This is a genomic window from Reyranella sp., from assembly GCF_044224635.1.
Lineage (GTDB): Bacteria > Pseudomonadota > Alphaproteobacteria > Reyranellales > Reyranellaceae > Reyranella.
The window spans coordinates 72,838-98,799 of sequence record NZ_JBGAKA010000020.1; the positions used below are offsets into that span (position 1 = coordinate 72,838).

A 25,962-nucleotide genomic window follows, 5' to 3' on the forward strand; every position below is an offset into this window, starting at 1 on the left:
GCTATCGCCTGAGCCAGGTCCAGGCGAACAGGCAGGTGGCGATGCCGTGGCCGGCCGCTCCGATGACCAGAAGACGGGCGGGCCAGGTCCCGGTGCTGACCATGGTCGCCAGCATCAACGTGGCGAGGTAGAGCGTGGCGAGCGCGCTGTAGAACAGCAGGCCACGACTTGCCCGCTTGCCGCCCAGCGCCGGCCAGAAGCCGACGCCGACGGCGAAGAGGGCGATGCCGAGCAACCGAAGGCCGACGACGTGGCCCGGGCTGCCGAGCCCCGGTTCGGCCAGGAAGCGGCTGACCGCCACGGCGAGCAGCACCAATGCGAAACCGGCAATGACGCTGACGGCGGCTGCAATCCCGCGCAGAAGCTGCGGCCGGGTGATTCCCGTGCGGAAGACGTCGTTCAGCGACGTTCCCCGCGTTTGCTGGAACGTATTCATGTCTCAACCACCCTCGATCGAGCGATTCCCAGGTCGCCCGGCCACCCAAGTACCCAACGCTTCCCGCACCGCAAGCAAGCGCACTTGAGGCTTGGTTGCAAGCGAGATCGGTTGTCACAAGGGCCATACAACATCCAAATACCGGCCGTTGAGGGGCCGGCCCGCGGCGCTTGGAGGTCCAATTGCGGCGATGTCAGGAATGCGCCGGAGCCGCCGGCTTCCTCACCGGCCAGATCTTGGCCATCAGCCAGCTCACCAGCAGGCCGACCAGGCATCCGAACAGGACCTCGCCGACCTTGTGCAGGCCGTTCTCGAGCCCGCTCAGCTTGGAATGGCTTTCCAGGCCCGAGGCGATGACGAGGGCGGCGGTGATCGGCGCCTGGCGCCACATGGTCTGGATGTGGATGACATAGGACGAGACGAAGACTGCGACGGCAAGCGCGACCGGAAGCTTCCATTCGCTGGGATCGCCGACGGCGAGGAACGCCAGCCCGACGACGCAACCGACCAGCACGTTGATGAGGCGGCTCCTGAACATGCGCGCGGCTTCCTCGACCTGGGGATCCGACGCAGCGATCATCGAGGCGATCGCCCAGATCGGATTGGTGTCGGCGATGTGCACCAGCACGTCCCAGACGATCGATGAGGCAATGAAGACGTTGACCGAGAAGCGGATCCCGAGGATGTCGCGTCGCACATTGTCGGCCCATTCCCGCAGGGCATGGATGGTCATCGGCGGCAGCGGCATCGATCGTCTCCCCTGATGACGCTACTCCGGGTGACGGGCGCTAGACAAACGCCACTTCCTTCTCCTCCCCAGCTTCGCTGGTGAAGTGTCGCCGTCAAAGGCTTTTGGCCGCGTAGCGGCCAAAATGCCGATACGGCGACGGCGACGGAGGGGACTCGTGGCCGCTCCCGAGCAGCGCTGGGGGATGATTCGACGACCTACCGCCGCACCAGCGGCTTGTACTTGATGCGGTGCGGCTGGTCGGCGTCGGAGCCGAGGCGGCGGTGGCGGTCGGCCTCGTAGTCCTGGTAATTGCCTTCGAACCATTCGACGTGGCTGTCGCCCTCGAAGGCCAGCATGTGGGTGGCGATGCGGTCGAGGAACCAGCGATCGTGGCTGATGATCACGGCGCAGCCGGCGAAATCGACCAGCGCCTCCTCGAGCGCGCGCAGCGTGTCGACGTCAAGATCGTTGGTCGGCTCGTCGAGCAGCAGCACGTTGGCGCCGCTCTTCAGCATCTTGGCCAGATTGACCCGATTGCGTTCGCCGCCAGACAGTTGGCCGACTTTCTTCTGCTGGTCGGCGCCCTTGAAGTTGAACGAGCCGCAGTAGGCCCGGCTCGGCACCTCGCGAGTGCCGAGCTTGATGATGTCAAGACCGCCCGACAGCTCCTCCCACACGGTCTTGTTGGGATCGAGCGTCTCGCGGCTTTGGTCGACGTAGCCCAGCTTTACCGTCGGGCCGACCGAGAAGGTGCCCGAGTCGGGCTTGTCCTGGCCGGTGATCATCTTGAACAGCGTCGTCTTGCCGGCGCCGTTGGGGCCGATCACGCCGACGATGCCGCCGGGCGGCAGCTTGAACGACAGATCGTCGATCAGCAGCCGGTCGCCGAAGCCCTTGGAGATCTTGTCGTATTCGATCATCGCGTGATCGCCCAGCCGCGGCCCGGCCGGGATGACGATCTGCGCCTGGTCGAGCGTCGCCTGCTTCTCTTCCGCCACCATCTGCTCGTAGGCCGCGATGCGCGCCTTGCTCTTGGAGCGCCGCGCCTGTGCGCTCTGGCCCATCCATTCGAGCTCGCGCTGCAGGGTGCGCCGGCGGGCATCGGCGGCCTTCTCCTCGAGCGCCAGCCGCTGGTCCTTCTGCTTCAGCCACGACGAGTAGTTGCCTTCCCACGGGATGCCGGCGCCGCGATCGAGCTCGAGGATCCAGCCGGCGACATTGTCGAGGAAGTAGCGATCATGGGTGACGGCCACGACGGTGCCCGGAAACTCGCCGAGATGGCGTTCCAGCCAGGCGACTGATTCCGCATCGAGATGGTTGGTCGGCTCGTCGAGCAGCAGCATGTCGGGCTTGGACAGCAGCAGGCGGCACAGCGCAACGCGGCGGCGCTCGACGCCCGACAGCTTCTCGACGTCGGCGTCACCCGGCGGACAACGCAGCGCGTCCATCGCGATCTCGACCGTGCGGCCGAGATCCCAGCCGTTGCCGGCGTCGATCTTCTCCTGCAGCTCGGCCTGCTCGGCGATCAGCTTGTCCATGTCGGCATCGGGATCGGAAAAGGCGTTCGAGACTTCCTCGAAACGGGCCAGCATCTGCGCCATCTCGCCGGCGCCTTCCATGACATTGCCCAGCACGTCCTTCTTGGCGTTGAGCCTGGGTTCCTGCTCGAGGAAGCCCACCTTCACGCCGTCGGCCGCCCAGGCCTCGCCGGTGAAATTGTCGTCCTGGCCCGCCATGACCCGCAGCAGGGTCGACTTGCCGGCGCCGTTCAGGCCGAGCACACCGATCTTGGCGCCTGGCAAGAATGACAGCCAGATGTCCTTCAGGACCTGCTTGCCGCCCGGAAAGGTCTTGTTCAGGCCCTTCATCACGTAGATGTATTGATAAGCTGCCATGTTATTGATTCCTTATGCTTCGAGCCCGAGCGGGCCTGCGCGGGAAGGGGTGAGGTCGAGGTCGCGTTGTTGTTGCTTCTGGGCGAATTCGAGTCTCCCATCCCCGTCAGGTTCCAGGCTCCTCCTTGGGCCACTCGCTTCAGATCGGAAGGCGCCTAGATAGGCGGCCTCCGGCAGGCATTCCAGTGCGATTTGAGGGAGTTGCTGCATCTTCTTGAGACCTTCCGATGCCTTCAGGCAGACGGTGCTCGCGATAAAGTTGGAATAATTCTAAAGTAGGTGCATATTCAAGGCTGCAAACGACCGAGGAAAACATGCCAGACGAAAGCAAATGCCCGTTTACAGGTGACACCCGCAGGGCCACGAACCGTGACTGGTGGCCGAGCCAGCTCGACCTTTCGGTGCTTCACCAGCACTCCACGCTGTCCGATCCGATGGGCAAGGCGTTCGATTACGCCAGGGAATTCAAGAGCCTCGACCTCAATGCCGTGATCAAGGACCTGCATGCCTTGATGACGGACTCGCAGGATTGGTGGCCGGCCGATTTCGGCCACTACGGGCCGTTCTTCATTCGCATGGCCTGGCACGCCGCCGGCACGTACCGGGTCGGCGACGGCCGCGGTGGCGCCGGGTCCGGTCAGCAGCGCTTTCGGCTGCTCTGGCCGATCAAGCAGAAATACGGCCGCAAGATCTCGTGGGCCGACCTGCTGATCCTGACCGGCAACGTCGCCCTCGATTCGATGGGCTTCAAGACTTTCGGCTTCGGCGGCGGCCGCAAGGACGTCTGGGAGGCCGACCAGGACATCTACTGGGGACCCGAGGGCAAGTGGCTGGCCGACGAGCGTTACAGCGGTGACCGCGATCTCGAGAATCCGCTCGGCGCGGTGCAGATGGGCCTGATCTACGTCAATCCCGAAGGGCCGAACGGCAACCCGGATCCGGTCGCCGCGGCGCGGGACATCCGCGAGACCTTCGCGCGCATGGCGATGGACGACGAGGAGACCGTGGCGCTGATTGCCGGTGGCCACACCTTCGGCAAGACGCACGGTGCCGGCGATGCGGCCCTTGTGGGACCCGAGCCGGAAGGCGCCAGCATCGAGGACCAGGGCTTCGGCTGGAAGAGCAGCTTCGGCTCGGGCAAGGGCAAGGATGCGATCTCGAGCGGCCTCGAGGTCACCTGGACGTCGACGCCGACCAAGTGGAGCACCAACTTCTTCTGGAACCTGTTCGGCTACGACTGGGAGCTGACCAAGAGCCCGGCCGGCGCCCACCAGTGGAAGCCGAAGCATGACGCGGGCGCCGGGTCGATCCCGGATGCGTTCGACAAGTCGAAGCGCCACCCGCCGGCCATGCTGACCACCGATCTTTCCCTGCGCTTCGATCCCGCCTACGAGAAGATCTCGCGGCGCTTTTACGAGAACCCCGACCAGTTCGCCGACGCGTTCGCGCGGGCGTGGTTCAAGCTCACCCACCGCGACATGGGGCCGGTCGTGCGTTACCTCGGGCCGCTCGTGCCGAAGGAGCATCTGATCTGGCAGGATCCGGTCCCGGCCGTCGATCACCCGCTGGTCGAGGAGACCGACGTCACGGCGCTCAAGGCCAAGATCCTGGCGTCGGGCCTGTCGGTCTCTCAGCTCGTTTCGACGGCCTGGGCGTCGGCGTCGACGTTCCGTGGATCCGACAAGCGCGGCGGCGCGAACGGGGCCCGCATTCGCCTCGCGCCGCAACGGGACTGGGAGGTGAATGACCCGGCCGACCTCGCCAAGGTGTTGCAGGTGCTGGAAGCGATCCAGAAGGAGTTCAACGCATCGGCGGCGGGCGGCAAGAAGGTCTCGCTGGCCGACCTGATCGTTCTCGCCGGCGGCGCGGCCATCGAGAAAGCTGCTGAAGCGGCCGGGCACGACGTAAAGGTTCCCTTTGCGCCGGGCCGCACGGATGCGTCGCAGGAGCAGACCGACGCGCATTCGTTTGCGCCGCTCGAACCGCTCGCCGATGGGTTCCGCAACTATCTGCGCGGCAGGCCGCGCCTGTCGCCCGAGGAGATGCTGGTCGACCGGGCGCAACTGCTGACGCTGACAGCACCCGAGATGACGGTGCTGGTCGGCGGCCTGCGCGTGCTCGGCGTCAATGCCGGCAAGGCCAAGCACGGCGTCTTCACGACGAAGCCTGAGGCGCTGACCCACGACTTCTTCGTCAACCTGCTCGACATGGCCACCGAGTGGCTGCCGTCGGCCGACACGCAAGGCGTCTACGAGGGACGCGACCGCAAGACCAGCCAGGTCAAGTGGACCGGCACCCGCGTCGACCTGATCTTCGGTTCGCACTCGCAACTGCGCGCGCTGGCCGAGGTCTACGCCTGCGCCGACTCGCAGGAGAAGTTCGTGAAGGACTTCGTCGCTGCCTGGACCAAGGTCATGAATCTCGACCGGTTCGATCTGGGTTGATCGCCTTCTTCTTCTCCTCCCCAACGCAGTTGGGGAGGTGTCGCCGTCTTACGGCGACGGAGGGGTCATGGGCATCACCACTGACGCTCAGACCCCTCCATCCGCGATTACGCGGACACCTCCCCAGCGAAGCTGGGGAGGAGCATGACTTGCTTGTAGCCGCCCCGCCGAACGGGTTGAATGACGGCGGGAGAAACGCTCACGCATGCTGGCGGAACCAACCGTCCTGGCGCTGTCTCTCGCCTATCTCGGGCTGCTGTTCGCGGTCGCCTGGATCGGCGACCGGCATGCGCGCACCTGGTCGGCGAGCTCGCTGGCGCCGGCGGTGTACGGCCTGTCGCTCGCCATCTACTGCACGTCGTGGACGTTCTACGGCGCGGTCGGCCGCGCCTCGACGTCGGGCATCGACTTCATCCTGATCTATACCGGTCCTGCCCTGGTCGTCCTTGTCGGCTACCCGATGCTGCGCAAGATGGTGCGGCTGGCCAAGCAGCACAACGTGACCTCGATCGCCGATTTTCTCGCCTCGCGCTACGGCAAGAGCCGCGCCGTCGGCGTGACTGCCACGCTGTTCGCCACGGTCGGCGTGCTGCCCTACATTGCCCTGCAGCTGCAGGCGGTGTCGTCGACCTTCAAGACCATCGCCGAACCGACGCCGTGGCTCGACGGCTCGCGCGGCGTCGTGCACACCGATACCTCGCTGATCGTCGCGGCGCTCATGGCGGTCTTCACCATCCTGTTCGGCGTGCGCAACGTGCAGGCTTCCGAGCAGCATCGCGGCATGATGCTGGCGATCGCCTTCGAATCGGTAGTGAAGCTGCTCGCGCTGCTGACTGTGGGGCCGTTCGTCCTGTTCGTGCTGTTCGACGGGCCGAGCGACCTGCTGGCCCGTGTCGCCGACACGCCGGCGGTGGCGGATCGTGTGTCGCGCGAGGGGGCACCGCTGACCTGGGTCGTGACGACGTTGCTGTCGGCGATGGCCTTTCTCTGCCTGCCGCGGCAGTTTCATGTCGCCGTCGTCGAGCACGACCATCCCTCGAGCCTCAAGACGGCGCGCTGGCTGTTTCCGCTCTACCTGATCCTGATCAACCTGTTCGTCGTGCCGATCGCGGCAGCTGGCTTGCTGCTGCTCGAGGCGCGGGTCAACCCCGACGTCTACGTGCTTCAGTTGCCGATCGCCCACGGCCAATCCTGGCTCTCGGCGTTCGTCTTCATCGGTGGCCTGTCGGCCGCGACCTCCATGGTCATCGTGGCCTGCATGGCGCTGTCGGGCATGATCGGCAACGAGCTGGTGATGCCCTACCTGCTGCGCCGCCAGGGTCGATGGGGTGCCGGCACTGCGCGTGACATGGGCCCGCTGGTCGTGTTCGTGCGCCGCGCCGCGGTCGTGCTCATCCTGATGGCGGCCTATGCCTATGAACGCATCATCTCGGGCTACCTGCCGCTCGCCTCGATAGGCCTCATCAGCTTCTGCGCCGTTGCCAACTTCGCGCCCGGCGTGGTGCTTGGTCTCTACTGGCGGCGCGCCCATCGCTACGGTGTCGTCGCCGGCCTGGCCGGCGGCTTCCTCGTCTGGCTCTATGCCCTGCTGCTGCCGACCCTCAACCAGGGCGCCGGAGGTGGGCAGAGGGTGCCGCTGCAGCGCTGGCTGCCGGCGCCGCTCGCCGAGCTCGATCCGGTCGGCCAGGGCTTTGTCGTCGGCATCCTGGTCAACACCCTGCTGCTGGTCGTGGTGTCGAGGTTGGTGCAGGCGGTCGGCGCCGACGCCGAGCAGGCGCGCGCCTTCGTGCTCGGCTCCGACCACGCGGGCGAGGCCGCCGAACGGCCGCAGCGGCCGGCGCCGGCTGACGCCGCCCGGATTGCGGAGTTGCGCGAGCTGTTGACGCGCTTCGTCGGCGCCGAGCGGGCGCTCAGGGCGTTGTCGGTAGAGCCGCTCTCTACCGACGCGGCCCTGAAGCGCACGGAGCGCGTTCTGTCGGGTGCGCTGGGCGCCGCATCGGCCCGCATCATTGTCGCCGCCTTCGGGCGGCGGGGCCGCTTGTTGCCACGACGCGCGCGCGCCCTGATCGACGAGGCCTCCGAGGCGATCGGCTACAACTACGAGATTCTGCGCAATACGCTCGACCATGTCGGCATGGGCATCGCCGCCTTCGACCGCGACCGTCGGCTGGAGATCTTCAATGACCGATTCACGCTGCTGCTGTCGCTTGACGCCGACTCCGTGGCGGTCGGCGCTTCGCCCCTGCAGTTCGGCGCATCGCCCGACGTAGCCGCCCTGCTGCGCCGGCCTGAGGCGCCACAGACCCACGAGATCAACACCCGCGAGGAACGGGTGATTGAACTACGCCTTGATCCCCTGCCTGGTGGCGGGTTTGTCGTCACCTGCAATGACGTGACGGCGCGCGTGCGCACGGCGGAAGCCTTGCGCGAAGGGGACCGTCGCCTGCGCCAGGCGGCCGAGACGCTCGAGCAGCGGGTGGCCGAGCGGACGGCAGAGCTCGAAGCGAGTCGCGCCGAGGCCGAGGCGGCCAATCTCGGCAAGACCCGCTTCATTGCTGCCGCCAGTCACGACCTGCTGCAGCCGCTCCACGCGGCGCGCCTGTTCACGGCAGCATTGATCGATCGTGATCCGGCCAACGATCTCGGCGCCAAGATCGAAACCAGCCTGGGTGCCGTCGAATCCCTGCTCGATGCGCTGCTCGATATCTCCAAGCTCGATGCCGGCGCGTTCCGGCCGGAGAAGCGGCCCTTCCCGTTGCAGCCGCTGTTTGATTCGCTGGCGACCGCCTTTGCTCCGGTGGCAGCCCGACGCGGCGTCGAGCTCGTCGTCGTCCCGACGAGCGCCTTCGTGTCGACCGATCCGGCATTCTTGCGTCGCATCCTTCAGAACCTCCTGTCGAATGCGTTGCGCTACGGCCGGGTCGAAGGGCGCCAGGCCCGCGTCCTGCTGGGGTGTCGTCGCGTGGGCACCGAGGCGCTGCGCATCGAGGTCAGGGATAACGGTCCAGGCATCGCAGCGGACAAGCAGGCGGTGATCTTCGATGAGTTCGTGCGCCTGCAGGCGGAGGACGACGCGCCGCGCGAGGAGCGGGGACTCGGGCTTGGGCTGGCGATCGTCGATCGCATCGCCCGCATGCTCGACCTGCCGGTCGGTATCAAGTCGGCGCTGGGGAAGGGCTCGATCTTTTCAGTCACCGTTCCGTCCGTGCCAGCAGTGGCGACCTTGCTGGTCGCGCCGCCGACGCCGAAGCCAACACCGTCGATCGAGGCGGAGAGCTTCGTGCTTTGCATCGACAACGAAGCGACGGTACGGGAGGCCATGGCTGCCCTGCTCAGCGGTTGGGGATGCCGGGTCGCCACCGCAGCTTCTCAGGAGGAAGCACTGGACCAGGTGACAGGTGCCGGACGACTACCCGACCTCGTGTTGGCCGATCTGCATCTTCATGACCGCGGCAACGACAAGCCGGATGGGCTGGAAGTCGTCGAGGCTTTGCGCCGGTCGTGGCAGCGCGCGGTGCCCGCGGCGTTGGTAACGGCCGATCGGGATCCGACGCTCAGGGTGCGCGCCCGGGCACGCCAGGTCGAGCTGCTGCACAAGCCGGTCAAGCCCGCCGCGTTGCGCGCCTTGTTGCGGTTGCGTACCCAAGAAGCCAGCAGCCGGACGGCGACTACCCCGGCGTGAGATTCCCCTTCAGCTCATCCGCAGCAGGGGAACGGCTGCAGCCGAGAGCAGGATGGCGGCAAGTTGCCGTCGCGTGAACGGCTCCTTCAGCCAGATGATCGCGATCACCAGGGCAAACACTGCGCTGGTGTCGCGCAGCGCGGCGGCGGGTGCGATGGCGGCACGACTCCAGACCCACAAGATCAGGAGGTACGACGTCACCGACGCGATGGCGATGGGAAGCGCCCGGCGGGCCTGGACGGCGAGCGTGCGCCATGATCCGCCGCCTGCGTGCGGCGCCCAGAACATTGCGGCAGCGTTTGTGATGGACACCGCGAATCCGTAGGCCAGGGGCGAACCTGCGCGGCGGACGCCCTGGGCATCGCAGATGACGTACCCGGCAGTCGTGACGCCGGCGAGCACGATCCAGCCCAGCGCCCGGCGCGGCAGCGCCACGCGTCCCGGCGAGCCCATGGCGAGGAGCAGAAGGGATGTCGAGATCAGGGCGATGCCGCAGGCGCCGTAGGAGCTCAGCGTCTCGCCGGACAAAAGGGCCGCCAGAGGCACGACGAGAAGTACCGACAAAGCCCGCACCACGGGATAGGCAACGCCGAAGCCCGACACCTGATAGGCGCGCAACAGTGCCGTCACGGTGGCAAGGTTGAAGGCTGTCGATGCCGCAATCCATAGCCACGCTGGCTGTGCAGGAAGGCCTGTCCACAACAGTCCGGGCAGGACGATTGCCGCGCTCAGCACCATCTGGGCGGTCATCAAGTCCTTGGGGTGTGAACCCGCCTTGACCGCCGCATTCCAGCCAGCGTGGAGAAGCGCACTCGCCAGCGCCGCGGCAACCTGCCAGGAGTCCATCGAGTCACGCGAGGGTGCGGTGGAAAATGGTCGTGCCTCGGGGGCCGCCTTGCGGCCACGAGACATAGCCGGGCATGCCGTTGATAGGCTTCCAGCCAAGGCCAGCATGGAGGCGCTCGGGCTCGCGCCGACTTGCGACCAGGTCGATGGTGATGGCTTCGGCGGGAATCATTGAGGAGCGCCCTCAGCGTGTGGCGATGACGACGGTATAGCGCGCCGGCTTGCGCGTTGGGTTCTGGTAGGTGACCGGTCGATCGAGCAGAAAGGCGAGGCAGTCGCCGCAATTGAGGCGATGGCGTTGCTCGCCCACGGTGACCTCGACGCTGCCGTCGAGCACCCAGACCTGATGGTGCACGGGCGTCTGCCTGTTCGTCCCCTCGTAGGCGACGAGCGCGCCCGGTGGAAACTCGATCTCGACGATCTGGATTGGCGACGGAAAGCCGGGAGGCGATACGTTGCGCCTGAGATATCCGGAGTCCGGATCGCGCCAGGCGTGCTGGTCGATTCGCCGCGACACCGGCGTCGGAGGACTATCCGCAGGCTCGAAAAGCGCTGCCAGGCTGATGTCGAGGCCGCCGGCGACCTTTTCGAGCACGACGGCGGTCGCGCTTGTCTCGCCGCGTTCGATCAGCGAGATCATCGATCGACTGACGCCGCTTCGTTCCGCCAAGGCCTCGATAGTGAGAGCACGCTCAGACCGCAGGCGTCGGACCCGGGTGGCGATCTGCTGGTCGAGGTTTTTCACTGTCACGCGGCAGCTTCCAGTCTTTTGCCGCTCTTATCCAGTATATTGGATTATTCGTCCAGTCCTTTATGTCGGAGGAAGCGACAGGCGCCGCGCCTCGATCACCGCCTGGGTGCGCGAACGGACGCCAAGCTTGCGCAGGACCACCGTGACATGCGCCTTCACAGTCGCCTCTCCGACGCCGAGCTTGTAGGCGATCTGCTTGTTCTGATCGCCCTGGACCATCAGCGCCAGCACGCGCCATTGCTGCGGCGTCAGTTGGCTGGCGCGCTGCGCGAAAGAATCGGCGGGTTCGTCAGGAGGCGCAATGATCTCGCCGCCGAGCACGGCGCGAACCGTTTCCACGATTTTTCCCAGAGACGCAGACTTGTCGATATAGGCCGAAGCGCCGAGATCATAGGTGCGGCGCACGATACCGGCATCGCGGGCCGCGGACACCACGATGATCGGTACCGTTGGATGGCTGGACCGCAGCAAGGCGAGTCCGGTGAGACCATCCATGCCGGGCATGTCGAGGTCGAGCAGCAACGCGTCGGTCTCGGGCCGGCGTTCGAGTGCCGCCTTGGTTTGCTGCAATGTTGCCGCGGTGTCGATGCGGGCACCGGCGAAGGCCTGTGCCGCAGCCGAGGCCAGCGCTTCGCGCACCATCGGATGATCGTCGGCAATCAGGAAGGAAAGGGCGTCCTCCGGCATTCGCGTTCCCTTGCGTCGGCCTCCGTGCGCATGTTGCGTCGCGGCAATCCCGTTCGGCAGCGCACAATCGATGGTCTTTGACCTTGGTCGAATTGCATCCCACCTGGACCGCCCAGCACACTACGCCATAAGTCGGGACCTTTGTACGGGCGCCCGTACAGAGCTTTGGGGAGAAACGCATATGGCAATGGCAGCAGCGGCCGACGCACCCGGACGGCCGATGAGTCGCGAGGAGCGGAAGGTCATCGTCGCTTCGTCCGTCGGCACCGTGTTCGAGTGGTACGACTTCTACCTCGCGGGCTCGCTCGCCGCGAACATCAGCGCCAACTTCTTTTCCGGCGTCAATCCGACGGCGGCGTTCATCTTCACGCTGCTGGGCTTCGCCGCCGGCTTCGCGGTGCGCCCGTTCGGCGCGCTGTTCTTCGGCAGCCTGGGTGACCTGATCGGCCGCAAGTACACCTTCCTGGTCACCATGACCTTGATGGGTATCGCGACCTTCGTGGTTGGCCTGCTGCCGGGCTACGCCTCGATCGGCATCGCAGCACCGATCGCCTTCATCGCTTGCCGTCTGCTGCAGGGCCTGGCGCTGGGCGGCGAGTATGGCGGCGCGGCGACTTACGTCGCCGAACATTCCCCGCAGAACCGGCGCGGTTTCTATACTTCGTGGATTCAGACAACGGCGACCGTCGGTCTCTTCCTGTCGCTGATCGTCATCCTGATCCTGCGCTTCTGGCTGACTCCCGAGCAGTTTGCGGCGTGGGGCTGGCGCGTTCCCTTCCTGCTGTCGATCCTGCTGCTCGGCGTGTCGATCTGGATCCGCCTGCAGCTCCAGGAGTCGCCCGCCTTCCAGCGCATAAAGGCGGAAGGCAAGAGCTCCAAGGCGCCGTTGCGGGAGGCCTTCGGCACCTGGAAGAACGCCAGGATCGCCATCCTGGCCCTGTTCGGCGGTACCGCCGGCCAGGCGGCGGTCTGGTACACGGGCCAGTTCTACGCCCTGTTCTTCCTCACCCAGTCGCTGAAGCTCGATCCCACGACGGCCAACATCGTGATCGCGGCGGCGCTCGCCATCGGCACGCCGTTCTTCATCTTCTTCGGCTGGCTGTCCGACAAGATCGGCCGCAAGCCGATCATCCTCGCCGGCTGCCTGCTCGCGGCGGTGACCTACTTCCCGCTGTTCCACGCCCTCACCAACGCCGTGAACCCGCAGCTCGAGCAGGCGCTCGAGAAGTCACCCGTCACCGTGGTGGCCGATCCCGGCGAATGCTCGTTCCAGTTCAACCCGACCGGCACGGCAAGCTTCACGAGCTCGTGCGACATCGCCAAGTCGTTCCTCGCCCGCAACTCGGTGAACTATTCCAACGAGAAGGCCGCCCCGGGCACGCCGGCGCAGATCAAAATCGGCGACAAGGTCATCACCTCGTTCGACAAGGCGAAGGCCGGGGCCGAGGGCGCCGCCAAGGAGAAGGCGTTCAACGCCGACGCGACCGCGGCCATCCGCGCCGCCGGCTATCCGGCGACCGCCGACAAGGCCAGGATCAACATGCCGATGGTGATCGGTATCCTGACCATCCTCGTGATCTACGTGACGATGGTCTACGGCCCGATCGCGGCCATGCTGGTCGAGCTGTTCCCGACCCGCATCCGCTACTCGGGCATGTCGCTGCCGTACCATATCGGCAACGGCTGGTTCGGTGGCTTCCTGCCGCCGACCGCGTTCGCCATCGTGGCGGCGACCGGCAACATCTACTCGGGCCTGTGGTATCCGATCGCGGTGGCGGGGATGACCTTCGTCATCGGCCTGCTGTTCGTGCCGGAGACCAAGGATCGCGACATCTACAAGGACGATTGACGGGCAGCCGCTCGGCAAACTGTGACCGGCGGCCCAACGGGCCGCCGGTTTTCTTTGGAGCCGGTGGCGGGCATGCTGGGAATGTCTCAGCCAAGCGGGATCGCAGCCATGAACCTCGATGCCATCACGATCGGCCATCAGCCGCCAGACGACATCAACACCATCATCGAGGTGCCGATCGGCGGCGAGCCGATCAAGTACGAGATGGACAAGGCGGCTGGCACGCTGGTCGTCGACCGCTTCCTCTACACGCCGATGCGCTATCCGGGGAACTACGGCTTCGTGCCGCACACGCTGTCCGACGACGGCGACCCGATCGACGTGCTGGTCGCCAATACCCGCCCGATCATCCCCGGCGCCGTGATGAATGTCAGGCCGATCGGCGTCTTGCGCATGGAGGACGACGGCGGCGGCGACGAGAAGATCATCGCCGTGCCCTCGTCACGCATCACCCAGCGCTACGTCAAGGTGGTGACGGCCGCCGACCTGCCCGAGATCACGCGCCATCAGATCGAGCATTTCTTCATCCACTACAAGGATCTCGAACCGGGCAAGTGGGTGAAGCTGCTGGGCTGGGGCGACGTCGACGAGGCGCGCCGCCTCATCGTCGAGGCAATCGAGCGGGCCGAGGCAAAGGCCCGGCGCTGACGACCGGACGTGGCGCTTTTTCACTCTCCTCCCCAGCTTCGCTGGGGAGGTGTCCGCGTCTTCGCGGACGGAGGAGGCGAAAGCCCCACTGCGACTCCTGACCCCTCCGTCTCGGACTACCGAGACACCTCCCCAGCGAAGCTGGGGAGGCGAATGAGAAGAGCGCCACGGAGTGGCGTGCTCCCGGCCATGAACATCATCGCCGGCGCTGGCGTAGGCGATTAGCCTGCCCTCAAGACAGATCGACGCCGATCCGACCGCGCCGTCCGGTGACCTCGACGGCGAGCTCGGATTCGCTGCGGCGCAGCGCGACGTCGACCGACGAGCCGCCGAGCGAGATCCGGCGCAGCGCGACATCGTCGAGGAAATCGGGCAACAGTGGATCGGCGAAGACGACCGACCCGCGCGCCGTGTCGAAGCCGAGACCGAGGCAGGACTGCAGCAGCGACACCGGTGTGGCGGTGGCCCAGGCCTGCGGCGAGCAGGCGACGGGATAGGGCGTGGGGCCGTGGCTCTGCCGGCGGGGAAAGCCGCAGAACAGCTCGGGCAGCCGTTGCAGATCGATGTAGCGCGACGCCGCGAACAGCCCGTCGAATATCCGCGCGGCCTGGCGGCGAAAGCCATAGCGCGCAAAGCCGGCGGCGATCAGGGCATTGTCGTGCGGCCACACCGAGCCGTTGTGATAGCTCATGGGATTGTAGCGTGGCTGGTCAGTCGCCAGGGTGCGCACGCCCCAACCCGAGAAGAACTCGGGCCGCGACAGGCACTTGACGATTTGTGCTGCGCGTTCGGGCAGGGCGATGCCGGTGAACAGCGCGTGGCCCGCGTTGGACGCAGCCACGCGACAGGGTTTCTTGTTGCCGTCGAGCGCCAGAACGTAGGTGCCCATGGCCGCGTCGAAGAATACGGCGTCGAACCGGCGCTGCAGATGGTCGGCACGTTCGGCGTATTTCCCGGCGTCGCCATCGCCCAGGCGGCGCGCAACGACCGCGGCCGCCCGCCATGCGCCGAAAGCATAGGCCTGTATCTCGACCAGGGCGACCGATCCTTCGGCGAGACTGCCGTCGGCGTGGAAGATCGAATCGTTGCTGTCCTTCCAGCCCTGGTTCACCAGGCCGGTGTCGCGTTGCCGGCGATACTCGATGAAGCCGTCGCCGTCGCGATCGCCTGACTCGTCCATCCAGCGCAGCGCCGCGATGATGTTGGGCCACAGCGCGCGCAAGGTGTCGACATCGTCGGTGCGCTCGAGATAGGCGCCGGCCAGCATGACGAACAGCGGCGTCGAATCGACGCTGCCGTAGTAGCGGCGGAACGGCACTTCGCCCAGCAGCGCCATCTCGCCGCTGCGGGTCTCGTGCAGGATCTTGCCGGGCTCGGCATCCGACGCCGGATCGAACGCGGTCGCCTGATGGCGCGCCAGGTGGCGCAGCACGCCGCGGGCGATCGCCGGATCGAGCCACAAGGTCTGCAGCGCCGTGATCAGCGAGTCGCGGCCGAAGACGGTGCTGAACCACGGGATGCCGGCATAGGGAAACGGTCCGTCCTCGGTCTCGGTGACGAGCATGTAGAGATCGGAGATGGCGCGGCGCCAGGCCTCGTTGAAGGTCGGGTTGGCGCTGGTTACGACAGCGGCACGCGCGGCGGAGATCCGCATGGCGCGGCGCGCCCGCCGCAGGGCCGGTAGGAAAGCTTCGGCGCGACCGGGGGCCCTCGGCTCCTCTTGCGCCGTGCATTCCACCGCGAGGTCGATGATCCGGGTCTCGCCGGGCTGCAGAACCAGCGCGAACACCGCGCCGTTTGCCGAGAGGTTCTCGACGGCTGAGCCAAAGCGGAGCACGGAGCGGCGGCGCAGCCCGTCGAGACCGACGTAGCCCAGCTCCACCTGCGTCTTGCCGACAATGGCGGGCTGGCGCACGCCGCGGCGCTCGCGGCGCGAGCCGCGCACCTCGAACAGATCGGCAAAGTCGGCGGCAAAGGACAGCCCGAGGCGCAAGGTCTGTGGTGTGGTGCTGAAATGGCGCAGCGCCAGGCGCTCGTGGCAGGTCGATTTCCACAGGAACCGCTGGCGGCGGATGTGGATCACGTCGTGCTCGAGCATCAGCCGGCCGTCGGCGGCGTGGATGTCCGGGTTCGTGAGGTCGCACGTCAAGAGCGCGTTGTCGTCGCGAACCGTCGAGGCCAGCAGGATGGGAAGCTGCTCGTCGAGGGTGAGCACGAAATGCGAGAGATGACGTGTGTCACGATAGAACAGGCCCTCGGGGCTTGCCGGCCCGGCGATGGCGTCGCCGCTTGGATTGAAGATGCCGAACGAGTCGGCGTGCTTCAGCGTGCGCAGGCGCCGCTCGGCCAGCGACGTGACGGCGGGAATGAAGAACTCTGCCGCCGGCACGTCCTGGCCGATGGGCAACGCCGCCTCGATCGTGCTGCCGCCGGTCGGCTTCACCGGGCATTCTCCCCTGTTCTTGACCGCTCACTGCGCGGCGGCACGGCTCTGGCCCGGCGGCACCCGACGCTGTCGGCGGACAAACGGCGGCGGACGCCTACGGTTCCGCGCTAGCGCCTGTGGACAATCAACGTCGCTGAAGCTGCGTCCAGGAACGCCATCGCGCCGACAAGCGTGGTCTCGGGCTGGTGGCCGTGGCCCACGGGCAATCCGCCGAGAATGGGAACGCCAAGCTGCTCGAGGTGACCACGCAGCAGGTCGACGACGGTGAAACCATTGATCGGTTTGAAGCAGTCGGTGAACTGGCCCACCGCCACCCCCGCGAGCCCCGCCAGATGGCCGGCCTTGCGCAGCATGGTCAACTGGCTGTCCATCACGCCTGGAGTCATGTTGACCGCCTCGAGCAGCAGGATGGCGCCCTTCAACGACGGCAAGGCCCAGCCAGCGGCAGCCGACATCGGTAACAGGCTGCCCCCGATCAACCTGCCCCTGGCCGTCCCCTCGGTGGTCAGCGCGGCAGTCGGCTCATCCGCCCTCGACCGAAGACAGATGCCTTCGGACGTCATCAGCGCCTTTCGCAGGGTCTCGCCGCCTTGGCCGTCGGGCACGAGCGATCCATGGACACTGATCAATCGGCAATGCTTCAAGAGGCTGAGCTGGAGAGCCGTGATGTCGCTGATGCCCACCAGGAATTTTGGGTCGCTGCGCGCTGCCGCAAAATCCAGCCGATCGGCGATGCGGTAGGAGCCTTTGCCGCCGGCTGCCGTGAAGAGGGCGCGCACGCTCAGGTCGCGCAAGGCGGCGTTGAAATCCGCCAGGCGTTCTTCGTCGGTGCCCGCGAGCCAGGCCACCTTGCGAAAAACATGCTCGCCGAACTCGACGTCGAGTCCCCAGCTTTCGAGCACGCTTGCGCAATGGCAAGCCCACTCTCTTGGCGGTGGGCTTGCCGGAGACACAAATCGCACCTTGTCTCCCCTTCGGAGCGGTGCCGGCATCAGGGCGAGGTCGGGTTCGGGGGAAGTCGCCGGATCCAAGATGATCTCAGCCAATCGGCATTTACGAGCGCTTGAACCTCTGCCGAACTTTTTCGGTGTCGTAGGCTCTTTCGCCGAGCGAGTCCGGGTCCCATTCGCTGCGTTCGATGCCGAGCAGGTCTCCGCCATAGACGTGGAGGGCGCCGGTGGCGCGCGCGATCGGATTGACCACCGAATGGATGATGTCGGCGCCGAACGCCACGGTCTCCCCGGTCGAGATCGACTTGGCGCCGGCCGCCTCGATACGGCCGTCGGTTCGATCGGGCAGGCGGCGCCACAGGATGTTGTCTTCGCGGCCATCGTAGATGCCGATCACCGACCACATGCGATGATCGTGCGGCATGACGATCAAGTTCGCCGGCCAGATCAGGTTGAGGATCGTCAGCTCAGGCGAGCGATGCAGGATGTCGATGCCACCGGGCCGCGGCTCGCCCAGCCCGCGCTTCACGGCGGCCGGCTCGGAGACCGAGCGGGCAACGAACTCGCGGACGGCCACCGCCGCCTGCGGGCCGGCGAGGGCTGCCTGGCAATCGGCGACGAACTGATCCTTGTCGAACATGGGGGTCCTCGCGGATGACTGCATATGGGCCGCGCATTGTGTATCGTTGTCCCCGATGCTGTCGACGTCGCAGGAGCGCCTGCTGCGCTATTGGGGACTCAACATGGGGATTGCCATGGAGATGTCCGGCGGCGCGACGTGGCCGATGTTCCGCTACAGCAAGGCCGAGCAGGCGCGCTTCATATCGATTACGGACGACCTTCCCGGCAAGGCGATGTGGGTGTTCTTCGCCGCCACGGTCGTCGTGTTCCTGGTGATGGCAGCGCTTGCCGTGGTCCTGATCCTGCTGCCCATCCTGGCCCTGGTGGCTCCCAACCCGGCCGACCTGACGCCATTGCCCTTCGTCCTGGCCATGGCCCTGGTGATCATCGTCTCCCTTGCCCTGAGCTTTCCGCTGTCGCTCGCAATCGGCGCGCGCCTCGGCGATGCGTGGGGCGGGGGCACGTGCGCCGCCGCCGAGCCGGGCGATCACGACCTCTACGCCAAGATCCGGCGCCAGTTCCTGCGCTTCGCGCTGATCGCCGGAGCGGTCTTCGTTCCAGGGTGCCTGCTGTTCATCCTCTTCGACATCGACGCGGGCCCCGTGGTCGAAATGCTGAAGCTCGTCTGCGCGGTGAGCACGCTGGGCGGCCTGGTCGGCTTCTGGCGGACGCGGCCGAAGCGGAATTGAGGCGCGTCTGGCAATTGCACGCGGTTCGGCCGCACCGCTAGATCGACAAGGCGCGCACTGGCGTTAGTTGTTGCAGCAGGCACATTTCGGTCGCCTGATTCCAGCCGACCGAAATGTGCTTTAGCATCCGGCCATGAACGGACCTCTCGCCGGCCTTCGCCTCCTCGACCTCACTACCGTGCAGATGGGGCCGTGGTGCACGCGCATCATCGCTGATTTCGGCGCCGAGGTGATCAAGGTCGAGGCGCCGGAAGGCGATTCGAGCCGCTACACCGGCGTGCCGCGCCATCGCGGCATGAGCGGCACCTTCCAGCACAACGCCAGGGGCAAGCGCTCGATCTCAAGCGGCCCGAGGCCAAGCAGGCGATCCTGCGGCTCGCCGCCAAGTGCGATGCCTTCGCCTCCAACATCCGCCCCGCGGCCTTGGATCGACTGGGGCTCGACTACGAGGCGGTGCGCCGGGCCAATCCGTCGATCGTCTATCTCAGCATGGTGGGCTACGGCAGCGGCGGGCGCTACGCCGGCCGCCCGGCCTACGACGACCTGATCCAGGCGGCGTCCGGCGTGACCATGCTGCTGCAGCGCTCGACCGGCGAGCCGCGCTTCATCCCGATGTCGGCGATCGACCGGATCGTCGGCGGCGCGGCAGCCGACGCCCTGCTGGCCGGGCTGCTGGCCAGGGAACGGACCGGCGTCGGCCAGCGCATCGAGGTGCCGATGTTCGAAACCATGGTTCAGTTCGTGCTGTCGGAGCATCTGCAGGGCACGACCTTCGATCTGCCGACCGGCCCGCCCGGCTATCCGCGCACCCTGTCGCGCTCGCGCAAGCCCTATGCCACCAAGGACGGCTTCCTGGCGGTGCTGCCCTACAATGACGGCCAATGGCGGCGGTTCTTCGAGGCCATCGGCAAGGGCCACCTGCTGAAGTAGGACCCGCGCTTTGCCGACATCACGTCGCGCACCGCGAATATCGACGCGCTCTACGACATGATCGGCGAGGAACTGAAGGCCCGTACCACCGGCGAATGGCTGGAACTGCTGCAAGGGGCCGATATCCCCTGCATGGTGCCGCACACGCTCGACTCCGTGCTCGACGATCCGCATTTGAAGGACCGCGGCTTCTTCGTGTTTCAGGACCATCCGTCGGAAGGGCGCATCCGCACCATGGCCGAGGCGATCTTAAGAGACGCATGGATGCCCGGAGCCCAACTCCAGGATGCAGACTTCACGCAGGCGAGTCTCGCTGGATCGCGCCTGATCGGAGCGTCCCTTCGGCAAACTCAGTTGCGGGGTGCAGACCTTCGCAACGCTGACCTTAGCGACACCGACCTGACTGAGACGGATTTCTCGGGGGCAAATTTGGCCGGCGCAAAGTTGTACGGGGCGAAACTGGTAGGTACCAACTTGGAAGAGGCAAACCTGTCCGGCTGTTGCGTCTACGGAGTGTCGACCTGGGATCTGCGAATAGCGGGTGCAATTCAATCCAATCTAGTCATTTCACGACCTCTCGAATCGCCTATTCAAGTCGATTATCTCGAGGTGGCTCAATTTACGGGTTCACGGCTTGGAGCATATTCCATTCTGAACCGAGTATGCCCGTCGCAGCACCATCCCCAGTGAGCTCTGGCGGGCTCGAGTTCGCTAGCTCGCCTGTGGTTTTCGCATACGACGCGAACGGCCGGGCGGGGTACGCTCGGCCTGAGCCTGGGGCCCAACCCTGCGCCAAGCCATGCGCCAAACTCCGCGGAGGTATCGATGAGCTACGATCTCGTCATCAAGAACGGCACGGTCGTCGACGGCACGGGGGCCAAGCGTTACCAGGCCGACGTGGCGATCGCCGGCGGCAAGGTTGCAGAGATCGGCAAGGTGAGCGAGGGGGCCAGGCGCACCATCGACGCCGACGGGCTGGTCGTGGCGCCGGGTTTCGTCGATCCGCACACCCACTACGATGCCCAGATCTGCTGGGACGGCGCGGTGACGCCGTCGTCCTGGCACGGCGTCACCAGCGTGGTGATGGGCAATTGCGGCGTCGGCATCGCGCCCTGCAAGCCCGAGACCCGCGAGATCGCCATGCGCGATCTGGTCAATGTCGAGGGCATCCCGTTCGACGTGCTCAACCAGGGCATCACCTGGGACTGGGAAACCTTCCCGCAATTCATGGATGCCGCCGCGGCGCGCAACCCGTCACTCAACCTCGCCTTCATCGCGCCGCTGACGCCGTTCCGGCACTACGTCATGGGCGAGGCCTCGATGGAGCGGTCGGCGACGCCCGAGGAGACGGCCAAGATCGCCGCGCTGATCGGCGAGGCAGTCGATGCCGGAGCGCTCGGCTTCTCGAGCACGACGCTCAACCAGCATATCGGCTTCGAGGGCAAGCCGCTGGCCTGTCGCAACGCCAGCCGCGAGGAGATGAAGGCCTATGCGAACGCGCTCAAGGTGCGCGGCAAGGGCGCCATCGAGATCGCGCTGACCCGCCAGGTTGGCGTGCTCGAGCAGGACCAGTGCGAGCTGCTCGACTTCCTGCTGACCGAGAGCGGCCGGCCGGTGACCTTCATCGCCCTGTTCGATCGCGACGACATCCCCGAGGCGGTGCGCGACACGTTGCGCCGCGCCGCGCCGATGATCGCCAAGGGCGCGCGTCCGCAGACCTCGCCGCTGCCGCTGACGCGCGAGATCGACATGAACAACCCGTTTTCCTTCGCCGCCTTCCCGGCGTGGAAGCGGGTGTTCGCCGACACCGCGAAAGAAGCGCAGAAGAAGGTCTATGCCGATCCGGCCTTCCGCAACGCCTTCCGCGACGACCTCAAGAATCCCCTTGGCTTCGGCAACTGGGGCCGCATCGGCGTCCACGCCGTGCGCAATCCGGCGCTCAAGGCGCTCGAGGGCAAGTCGATCGCCCAGATCGGCCAGGAGCAGGGCAAGGACGGCGTCGACACCTTCCTCGACCTGGTGCTGGCCGACAATCTCGAATGCGAGCTGACCATGGCCTCGTGGAACACCCGCGAGGATCGCATGAAGGAGCTGCTCAACAACAAGTCGATCCTGATGGCGCTTGGCGATGGCGGCGCGCATGTCGACATGCTGTGCGACGCCGGCTACCCGACCTACCTGCTGGGCACCTGGGTGCGCGAGAAGCAGGCGATCACCCTGGAGGAAGGCGTGCGCAAGCTGACCTCCGATCCGGCCGACCTGTTCGGTCTCGCCGATCGCGGCCGCCTCGCCAAGGGCGCGCCGGCCGACGTCGCGATCTTCGATCCCGAGCGCATCGGCTCGACCAACCACGGCGAGCGCCGTTACGACCTGCCGGGCGGCGCCAAGCGCATCGTCATGCCGTCCAAGGGCGTCGAGTACACCGTCGTCAACGGCGCCGTCACGTGGGAGCAGGGCAAGCTTACCGGTTCCAAGGCCGGCAAGGTCCTGCGCGGATAGGCTGCGTTGGGCAAGTGACCACAGTCTCGCCACAGGGGGTGCGTTAGAGTCAGGCGATCAGGCATGTCGGAAAGGCGGTCGTACAGGAGGGCGGCATGAAAGAGGTCCCGCTCATTGCGGCGGCTGCTCTCGCGCTGCTGGCCGGACCGGCAGCGCTCGACCCAGCGGCCCGGTCTTCGGAGCAGGTCAGTGCGGAAGAGCGTGTGTTGGGCGCGCGCGACGAGGATCTTCCGGTGACGCGCGAAGTCGCGGCGGACGGCGTTGTCGTGGGCCTGCTCGACCTCGCCTTCGTGCGCGCCGGCGTGAGCGCGGGCCTGTCGGCGGACTTGCGCAGCGCCTTCGCTGCTGCCCTCGATCTGGAACGCGACGTGCAGGCGGGCGACGCCTTCTCTCTCCGTTACGCCGAAACCCGCACGCCGCGAGGCACCGTGATCGCGCGTTGGCTCTTATGGGCCGAGTTTCGCACCAAGGCGAAGGGCAGCGTTTCCATTCATCGCTTTCGCGGCCGTGACCAGAGCGAACAACTGTGGCTGGCCGATGGGCAGGCGGCGCGGCCGCCGGCGATGCGGATGCCGCTCGACAGTGTGGTCGTGTCGTCCGGCTTTGGCGTGCGGCCCGATCCGTTCGACCAGCAGCCCGCAAGGTCGGTCAAGGCGGCCTCGATGGTGAGCCTCAAAGGCGCGGCGCCGGCCAAGCCGCTAGGCGCAAGCGACAGCGATGCTCCCCTCCCGATCAACACGCCGCTCGGTGTGCTGCTGGGCCTGGACGAGCGGTCGGTGGCCGCCCTGAAGAAAGCGGCGCGCGGTCCCTGTGCGTCGTGCCTGCACCAGGGCATCGACCTCGTGGCGCCGGCCGGCACGCCGATCCATGCTGCCGCCGATGGCGTCGTCTCCGACGCGGCGCCGAACGGGCCGTACGGCAACTGGGTCCGCATCGAGCATGCCGGCAAGCTCGCCACCGTCTACGGCCATCTCGAGAAGTTCGCAGCCCACATCGAGCCCGGCCGCACGGTGGCGCAGGGCGACGTCATCGGCCTGGTCGGCAACACCGGGCATTCGACCGGCGCCCACCTCCATTTCGAGCTCCGCACCGACGACAGGCCAGTCGATCCGATGCGCCATCCGCTGTTCAAGGGGGAGCGCCTGCAAGGGCCGGAACTCGAACGCTTCCGCCGCCAGGTCGCCCGCACGCTCGAGCAGCGCGACGGCTCTCATGTGCCTCCCCCGTAATCGGGGGAGGGATGGCTGTTCACGCCGCCGTGTAAGGCTGGCCCCAGCGGTCTTGGTAGACGAAGTCGGTGAGCGGGCCGCGGCCGACCGGGCCGAACTTGCCCATCGGATAGCCGATTGGAAGGATGGCGTAGGAGTGGACGCCGTCGGGCAGTCCGAGCGCCTTGTCGGCCTCCTTCTCGAACAGCATGTGGCGGGTCGTCAGCGTGCAGCCGAGGCCGAGCGCGCGCGCCGCCAGCAGCATGTTCTGCACGGCAGGGTAGATCGAGGCGCCCGACATGCGGTTGGGGTTGGGGCCGTCCTCCAGGCAGGCGACGATCCATACCGGCGCCTCGTGGAAATGCTCGGTCAGGTATTCGACCGCCGAGTGCTGGCGCTTGTAGCCGTCCCTGGTCGCGCCCGGCGGCGGTTCGCTGCTGGCGTAGCGCGGGCCGATGATCTCGTCGTAGGCGCGCTTGTACCAGACCTGCACCGCCTCCTTGATCTTGCGATCCTTGATCACCAGGAAGCGCCAGCGCTGGCTGTTGCCGCCGTTGGGGGCACAGACGCCGGCGCGCAGGATCTTGGCGATCAGCGCGTCGGGTACCGGGTCGGGTTTCAGGCGGCGCATCGAGCGCAGGGTTTCGATGGTCTCGAACAGGTCGGGCATGCGGTCCCTCCGATGGACTTGAGGCCCGGCATCCTATCGGCAGGTCGGCGCCAGAACCATGCGCGCGGCAGCCCGTGGCGTGGGATCAGCGGCTCTTGCGGCTGTGCGCCAGCCACTCCCAGGCGGCCGTGCAGTCGTGGGCGTGCAGCCCCCGATGATGCTGCTTGGCCAGCGCCTCCTCGTCGGCATAGTCGGCCGCCGTGGGATCGACGGCGAGAGCGAGGCCGGCCGCCACCATCTCGGCGCCGAGATCGGCGCCGTCGGCCGTGCAGCGGGCAACCACGCGGCCGTTGGCGTCGTGCGATACCGGCTCGCAGGCGATGCGACTGTCGCGCATGAAGCCGCGCAAGGCCGACTTGGCCTTGACGCCACCCGGCCAACCGTCGGCGCAGGACTGGTGGGTCTCGAGCGTGTCGATCGCCCACAGCTGGTAGATCGTGCCGTGGAGCTTGAGGACGTCGCCGCTGATCGCGGTCTGGGCCGCTGCGGGCGCGGCGGCAAGGGCGAGGAGCAGGGTGCTCAGAAGCGCAGGTCGCATGACGGCGATGCTGTGCCCCGGCTGAGGCGGAATGAAGGCGCCGTCGGTCAGCCCGGGCAAGCTGACCTGAAGCGCGCCGCGCGGGCGGCCATGTGGTCGTACTTGTTGGCAATGTCGAGCATCAGCGTCCGGGCAACGGGATCGCGAAGCCGATGCGCCAGGGCGCGCGCCTCGTCGGCGCGAGTTGCCCAAAAATCGGGCGGCGGCATCGGGGTCTCGTCCTCCCGGATCATCGTGTCTCCTCGCCGTGGCCTCGCGATCGGGGCCGGGATCGAGCCTCTTGCGGGCCGCTCCGGTCTTCGTTTTGTCGCTACGCAAGTTTCGCAACTCTCCCATTTAAAAGGGGCATGCACAATCACTGAAATGTGATCACCTGACGGTGGACGACACGAGCGGCAGGGTGAAGGTCGCCTGCTCCCCCTTGATCTCGGGCGGCAGGGGCGCGTAGGGCGAGCCGGCGCGGACACCGGCAATGACGCCTTGGTCGAATGCCGGGACGCCGCTCGAGCTGGTGATGCCGACATCGAGCAGGCGGCCGTCGCGCGCGATCACGATCCGGACGACCGTGATGCCTTCGCTCACATTGGCGCGCGCGTGATAGCGGTAGCCGGCCAGCTTGCGCACGACCTGCCAGAGATAATTGTCGGAGATTCGCGCCCGATTGTAGCTGTCGGCGGGATTGACGAAGGGTGAGGGCGACACCTCCTCGGCCCGCGGAGCCGCCGACGGCGGGCGCTGGCTCGGCGCGGCCAGGGGAGAAGGGCGGAGCTCGGGCCGCTGGGGCGCCGGCGCCGGCCTGACCGGCGGCGGAGCGAGGGCGGCGTGTGCCTGCGGCTTCGCTGCCGGCTTGGGTGGCGGGACGACCGGCGCCTCCGCCTGCTTGGGCGGTTCGACGGGCGGCGTTGGCGCCGGCGCCATCTGCTTGGCGGGCTCGACGGGTGGCCTCGGCGATGGCTCAGCCTGCTTGGGCGGCTCGACAGCAGGCGTCGGCGGAGGCGCGGCCTGCTTGGGCGGCTCGACGGTCGGTGCGGGCGGCGGCGCCGGCGCGTTCAGCGGCGGCGCCGCCGCGTCGCGCTGGGCCGCCGGATCCGGCGCCGGCGGCGTGTTGCGCTGCTCGCTGGCCCGCGGAACCTGGGTCGGCTTCTCGGCGGTGAACTCGGCGGGCGGTCTTAATCCCGGCGGGATCGGCGGCGCGGGCGGAGGAGACTCGACGACCGGCTTGGGCGGGTCGGGTGGCTTCGGAGGCTCGGGCGATTTCGGAGGATCCGGCGGCTTGGGCGGCTCGACGACCGTTACCTCGATCGCTGTCTCGGGCAGCGGCTCGCGCGGCTGGTTGGTCGCCAGCCACAGGAGCGCCGCCCCGATAAATCCATGCAACGCCAGCGTCAGCGCCAGCGCGGACGTCGACATCCGTCTGGATCGAAGAGCGAAGGCGCTGACGGT

At 67.0% G+C, this 25,962-nt stretch carries 21 protein-coding genes and 1 pseudogene; 9 read left to right on the top strand and 13 right to left on the bottom strand.

The genetic code is table 11. The features are described 5' to 3' along the window. Position 1 precedes the first annotated feature (1 nt). The 3 genes from ACILR9_RS18670 to ettA all read right to left on the bottom strand — a co-directional run bounded on the left by ACILR9_RS18670 (position 2) and on the right by ettA (position 3,061). Positions 2 to 436 carry a hypothetical protein gene (locus ACILR9_RS18670; protein ID WP_395711455.1) on the bottom strand — a complete coding sequence of 145 codons (435 nt, stop codon included), beginning with the start codon at positions 434 to 436 and terminating at the stop codon, positions 2 to 4. Between the two features lie 193 nt (positions 437 to 629). Then, the gene (locus tag ACILR9_RS18675; protein ID WP_395711456.1) at positions 630 to 1,184 is read right to left on the bottom strand and encodes an FUSC family protein; all 555 of its coding nucleotides are present in this window, start codon (positions 1,182 to 1,184) and stop codon (positions 630 to 632) included. A gap of 197 nt (positions 1,185 to 1,381) precedes the next feature. Next, positions 1,382 to 3,061, bottom strand: coding sequence for an energy-dependent translational throttle protein EttA (ettA, locus tag ACILR9_RS18680; RefSeq protein ID WP_395711457.1), 1,680 nt, complete (start codon positions 3,059 to 3,061; stop codon positions 1,382 to 1,384). Positions 3,062 to 3,375: 314 nt separating this feature from the next. Here ettA and katG point away from each other — a divergent pair, with 314 nt between their 5' ends. Together katG and ACILR9_RS18690 are read left to right on the top strand one after the other, a co-directional pair. Then, complete coding sequence (gene katG / locus ACILR9_RS18685) at positions 3,376 to 5,505, top strand: catalase/peroxidase HPI (RefSeq protein ID WP_395711458.1); 2,130 nt, start codon at positions 3,376 to 3,378, stop codon at positions 5,503 to 5,505. A gap of 205 nt (positions 5,506 to 5,710) precedes the next feature. Beyond that, entirely contained in the window at positions 5,711 to 9,187 is a 3,477-nt protein-coding gene (locus tag ACILR9_RS18690; RefSeq protein WP_395711459.1) for a NahK/ErcS family hybrid sensor histidine kinase/response regulator, read from the top strand. Between the two features lie 9 nt (positions 9,188 to 9,196). Here the strand turns inward: ACILR9_RS18690 and ACILR9_RS18695 are convergent, their stop codons facing one another. The 3 genes from ACILR9_RS18695 to ACILR9_RS18705 all read right to left on the bottom strand — a co-directional run bounded on the left by ACILR9_RS18695 (position 9,197) and on the right by ACILR9_RS18705 (position 11,471). Next, positions 9,197 to 10,099, bottom strand: a complete 903-nt coding sequence (locus tag ACILR9_RS18695) for an EamA family transporter (RefSeq protein ID WP_395711460.1) — start codon at positions 10,097 to 10,099, stop codon at positions 9,197 to 9,199. A gap of 118 nt (positions 10,100 to 10,217) precedes the next feature. Then, the gene (locus ACILR9_RS18700) at positions 10,218 to 10,784 is read right to left on the bottom strand and encodes a helix-turn-helix domain-containing protein (RefSeq protein ID WP_395711461.1); all 567 of its coding nucleotides are present in this window, start codon (positions 10,782 to 10,784) and stop codon (positions 10,218 to 10,220) included. A gap of 60 nt (positions 10,785 to 10,844) precedes the next feature. After that, positions 10,845 to 11,471 carry a response regulator gene (locus tag ACILR9_RS18705; RefSeq protein ID WP_395711462.1) on the bottom strand — a complete coding sequence of 209 codons (627 nt, stop codon included), beginning with the start codon at positions 11,469 to 11,471 and terminating at the stop codon, positions 10,845 to 10,847. A gap of 187 nt (positions 11,472 to 11,658) precedes the next feature. Here ACILR9_RS18705 and ACILR9_RS18710 point away from each other — a divergent pair, with 187 nt between their 5' ends. Together ACILR9_RS18710 and ppa are read left to right on the top strand one after the other, a co-directional pair. Continuing rightward, the gene (locus ACILR9_RS18710; RefSeq protein WP_407075322.1) at positions 11,659 to 13,320 is read left to right on the top strand and encodes an MFS transporter; all 1,662 of its coding nucleotides are present in this window, start codon (positions 11,659 to 11,661) and stop codon (positions 13,318 to 13,320) included. A gap of 108 nt (positions 13,321 to 13,428) precedes the next feature. After that, positions 13,429 to 13,968: an inorganic diphosphatase gene (ppa, locus tag ACILR9_RS18715; protein WP_395711464.1), complete on the top strand. Its 540-nt coding sequence runs from the start codon at positions 13,429 to 13,431 to the stop codon at positions 13,966 to 13,968. A gap of 232 nt (positions 13,969 to 14,200) precedes the next feature. Here ppa and ACILR9_RS18720 read toward each other — a convergent pair whose 3' ends face one another. The 3 genes from ACILR9_RS18720 to ACILR9_RS18730 all read right to left on the bottom strand — a co-directional run bounded on the left by ACILR9_RS18720 (position 14,201) and on the right by ACILR9_RS18730 (position 18,004). Then, complete coding sequence (locus ACILR9_RS18720) at positions 14,201 to 16,411, bottom strand: glycogen debranching N-terminal domain-containing protein (protein ID WP_395711465.1); 2,211 nt, start codon at positions 16,409 to 16,411, stop codon at positions 14,201 to 14,203. A 110-nt stretch (positions 16,412 to 16,521) separates the two neighbouring features. Next, positions 16,522 to 17,406, bottom strand: a complete 885-nt coding sequence (locus ACILR9_RS18725) for an LD-carboxypeptidase (RefSeq protein WP_395711501.1) — start codon at positions 17,404 to 17,406, stop codon at positions 16,522 to 16,524. A gap of 61 nt (positions 17,407 to 17,467) precedes the next feature. Next, positions 17,468 to 18,004: a hypothetical protein gene (locus tag ACILR9_RS18730; protein ID WP_395711466.1), complete on the bottom strand. Its 537-nt coding sequence runs from the start codon at positions 18,002 to 18,004 to the stop codon at positions 17,468 to 17,470. A 55-nt stretch (positions 18,005 to 18,059) separates the two neighbouring features. Here ACILR9_RS18730 and ACILR9_RS18735 point away from each other — a divergent pair, with 55 nt between their 5' ends. From ACILR9_RS18735 to ACILR9_RS18755, 5 genes and pseudogenes are all read left to right on the top strand, one after another. Beyond that, positions 18,060 to 18,674, top strand: coding sequence for a hypothetical protein (locus tag ACILR9_RS18735; protein ID WP_395711467.1), 615 nt, complete (start codon positions 18,060 to 18,062; stop codon positions 18,672 to 18,674). Positions 18,675 to 18,858: 184 nt separating this feature from the next. Beyond that, positions 18,859 to 19,784 (top strand): annotated as a pseudogene (locus tag ACILR9_RS18740) (CaiB/BaiF CoA transferase family protein); the annotation flags it as partial. Positions 19,785 to 19,838: 54 nt separating this feature from the next. After that, positions 19,839 to 20,294, top strand: coding sequence for a pentapeptide repeat-containing protein (locus ACILR9_RS18745; RefSeq protein WP_395711502.1), 456 nt, complete (start codon positions 19,839 to 19,841; stop codon positions 20,292 to 20,294). Positions 20,295 to 20,429: 135 nt separating this feature from the next. After that, entirely contained in the window at positions 20,430 to 22,103 is a 1,674-nt protein-coding gene (locus ACILR9_RS18750) for an amidohydrolase family protein (RefSeq protein ID WP_395711468.1), read from the top strand. Between the two features lie 95 nt (positions 22,104 to 22,198). Beyond that, positions 22,199 to 23,332, top strand: coding sequence for a M23 family metallopeptidase (locus ACILR9_RS18755; RefSeq protein ID WP_395711469.1), 1,134 nt, complete (start codon positions 22,199 to 22,201; stop codon positions 23,330 to 23,332). Positions 23,333 to 23,351: 19 nt separating this feature from the next. On the opposite strand, the gene ACILR9_RS18760 is transcribed toward ACILR9_RS18755, so the two are convergent. The 4 genes from ACILR9_RS18760 to ACILR9_RS18775 form a co-directional block, all read right to left on the bottom strand. Then, on the bottom strand, positions 23,352 to 23,981 hold the full coding sequence (locus ACILR9_RS18760; protein WP_395711470.1) for a nitroreductase family protein: 630 nt from the start codon (positions 23,979 to 23,981) through the stop codon (positions 23,352 to 23,354). 85 nt (positions 23,982 to 24,066) lie between these two features. After that, positions 24,067 to 24,519: a thermonuclease family protein gene (locus ACILR9_RS18765; protein WP_395711471.1), complete on the bottom strand. Its 453-nt coding sequence runs from the start codon at positions 24,517 to 24,519 to the stop codon at positions 24,067 to 24,069. Positions 24,520 to 24,566: 47 nt separating this feature from the next. Then, positions 24,567 to 24,752 (bottom strand): hypothetical protein, encoded by a 186-nt coding sequence (locus ACILR9_RS18770; protein WP_395711472.1) that lies wholly within the window; start codon positions 24,750 to 24,752, stop codon positions 24,567 to 24,569. Between the two features lie 136 nt (positions 24,753 to 24,888). Continuing rightward, on the bottom strand, positions 24,889 to 25,929 hold the full coding sequence (locus ACILR9_RS18775) for a TonB family protein (RefSeq protein WP_395711473.1): 1,041 nt from the start codon (positions 25,927 to 25,929) through the stop codon (positions 24,889 to 24,891). Positions 25,930 to 25,962 lie beyond the last annotated feature (33 nt).

Excerpts from the sequence above, each read along its gene's own strand:
- ACILR9_RS18670 (WP_395711455.1), bottom strand. The coding sequence starts at position 436 with ATGAATACGTTCCAGCAAACGCGGGGAACGTCGCTGAACGACGTCTTC.
- ACILR9_RS18675 (WP_395711456.1), bottom strand. The coding sequence starts at position 1,184 with ATGCCGCTGCCGCCGATGACCATCCATGCCCTGCGGGAATGGGCCGAC.
- ettA (WP_395711457.1), bottom strand. The coding sequence starts at position 3,061 with ATGGCAGCTTATCAATACATCTACGTGATGAAGGGCCTGAACAAGACC.
- katG (WP_395711458.1), top strand. The coding sequence starts at position 3,376 with ATGCCAGACGAAAGCAAATGCCCGTTTACAGGTGACACCCGCAGGGCC.
- ACILR9_RS18690 (WP_395711459.1), top strand. The coding sequence starts at position 5,711 with ATGCTGGCGGAACCAACCGTCCTGGCGCTGTCTCTCGCCTATCTCGGG.
- ACILR9_RS18695 (WP_395711460.1), bottom strand. The coding sequence starts at position 10,099 with ATGTCTCGTGGCCGCAAGGCGGCCCCCGAGGCACGACCATTTTCCACC.
- ACILR9_RS18705 (WP_395711462.1), bottom strand. The coding sequence starts at position 11,471 with ATGCCGGAGGACGCCCTTTCCTTCCTGATTGCCGACGATCATCCGATG.
- ACILR9_RS18710 (WP_407075322.1), top strand. The coding sequence starts at position 11,659 with ATGGCAGCAGCGGCCGACGCACCCGGACGGCCGATGAGTCGCGAGGAG.
- ppa (WP_395711464.1), top strand. The coding sequence starts at position 13,429 with ATGAACCTCGATGCCATCACGATCGGCCATCAGCCGCCAGACGACATC.
- ACILR9_RS18725 (WP_395711501.1), bottom strand. The coding sequence starts at position 17,406 with ATGCCGGCACCGCTCCGAAGGGGAGACAAGGTGCGATTTGTGTCTCCG.
- ACILR9_RS18730 (WP_395711466.1), bottom strand. The coding sequence starts at position 18,004 with ATGTTCGACAAGGATCAGTTCGTCGCCGATTGCCAGGCAGCCCTCGCC.
- ACILR9_RS18735 (WP_395711467.1), top strand. The coding sequence starts at position 18,060 with ATGCTGTCGACGTCGCAGGAGCGCCTGCTGCGCTATTGGGGACTCAAC.
- ACILR9_RS18745 (WP_395711502.1), top strand. The coding sequence starts at position 19,839 with ATGGCCGAGGCGATCTTAAGAGACGCATGGATGCCCGGAGCCCAACTC.
- ACILR9_RS18750 (WP_395711468.1), top strand. The coding sequence starts at position 20,430 with ATGAGCTACGATCTCGTCATCAAGAACGGCACGGTCGTCGACGGCACG.
- ACILR9_RS18755 (WP_395711469.1), top strand. The coding sequence starts at position 22,199 with ATGAAAGAGGTCCCGCTCATTGCGGCGGCTGCTCTCGCGCTGCTGGCC.
- ACILR9_RS18760 (WP_395711470.1), bottom strand. The coding sequence starts at position 23,981 with ATGCCCGACCTGTTCGAGACCATCGAAACCCTGCGCTCGATGCGCCGC.
- ACILR9_RS18765 (WP_395711471.1), bottom strand. The coding sequence starts at position 24,519 with ATGCGACCTGCGCTTCTGAGCACCCTGCTCCTCGCCCTTGCCGCCGCG.
- ACILR9_RS18770 (WP_395711472.1), bottom strand. The coding sequence starts at position 24,752 with ATGATCCGGGAGGACGAGACCCCGATGCCGCCGCCCGATTTTTGGGCA.
- ACILR9_RS18775 (WP_395711473.1), bottom strand. The coding sequence starts at position 25,929 with ATGTCGACGTCCGCGCTGGCGCTGACGCTGGCGTTGCATGGATTTATC.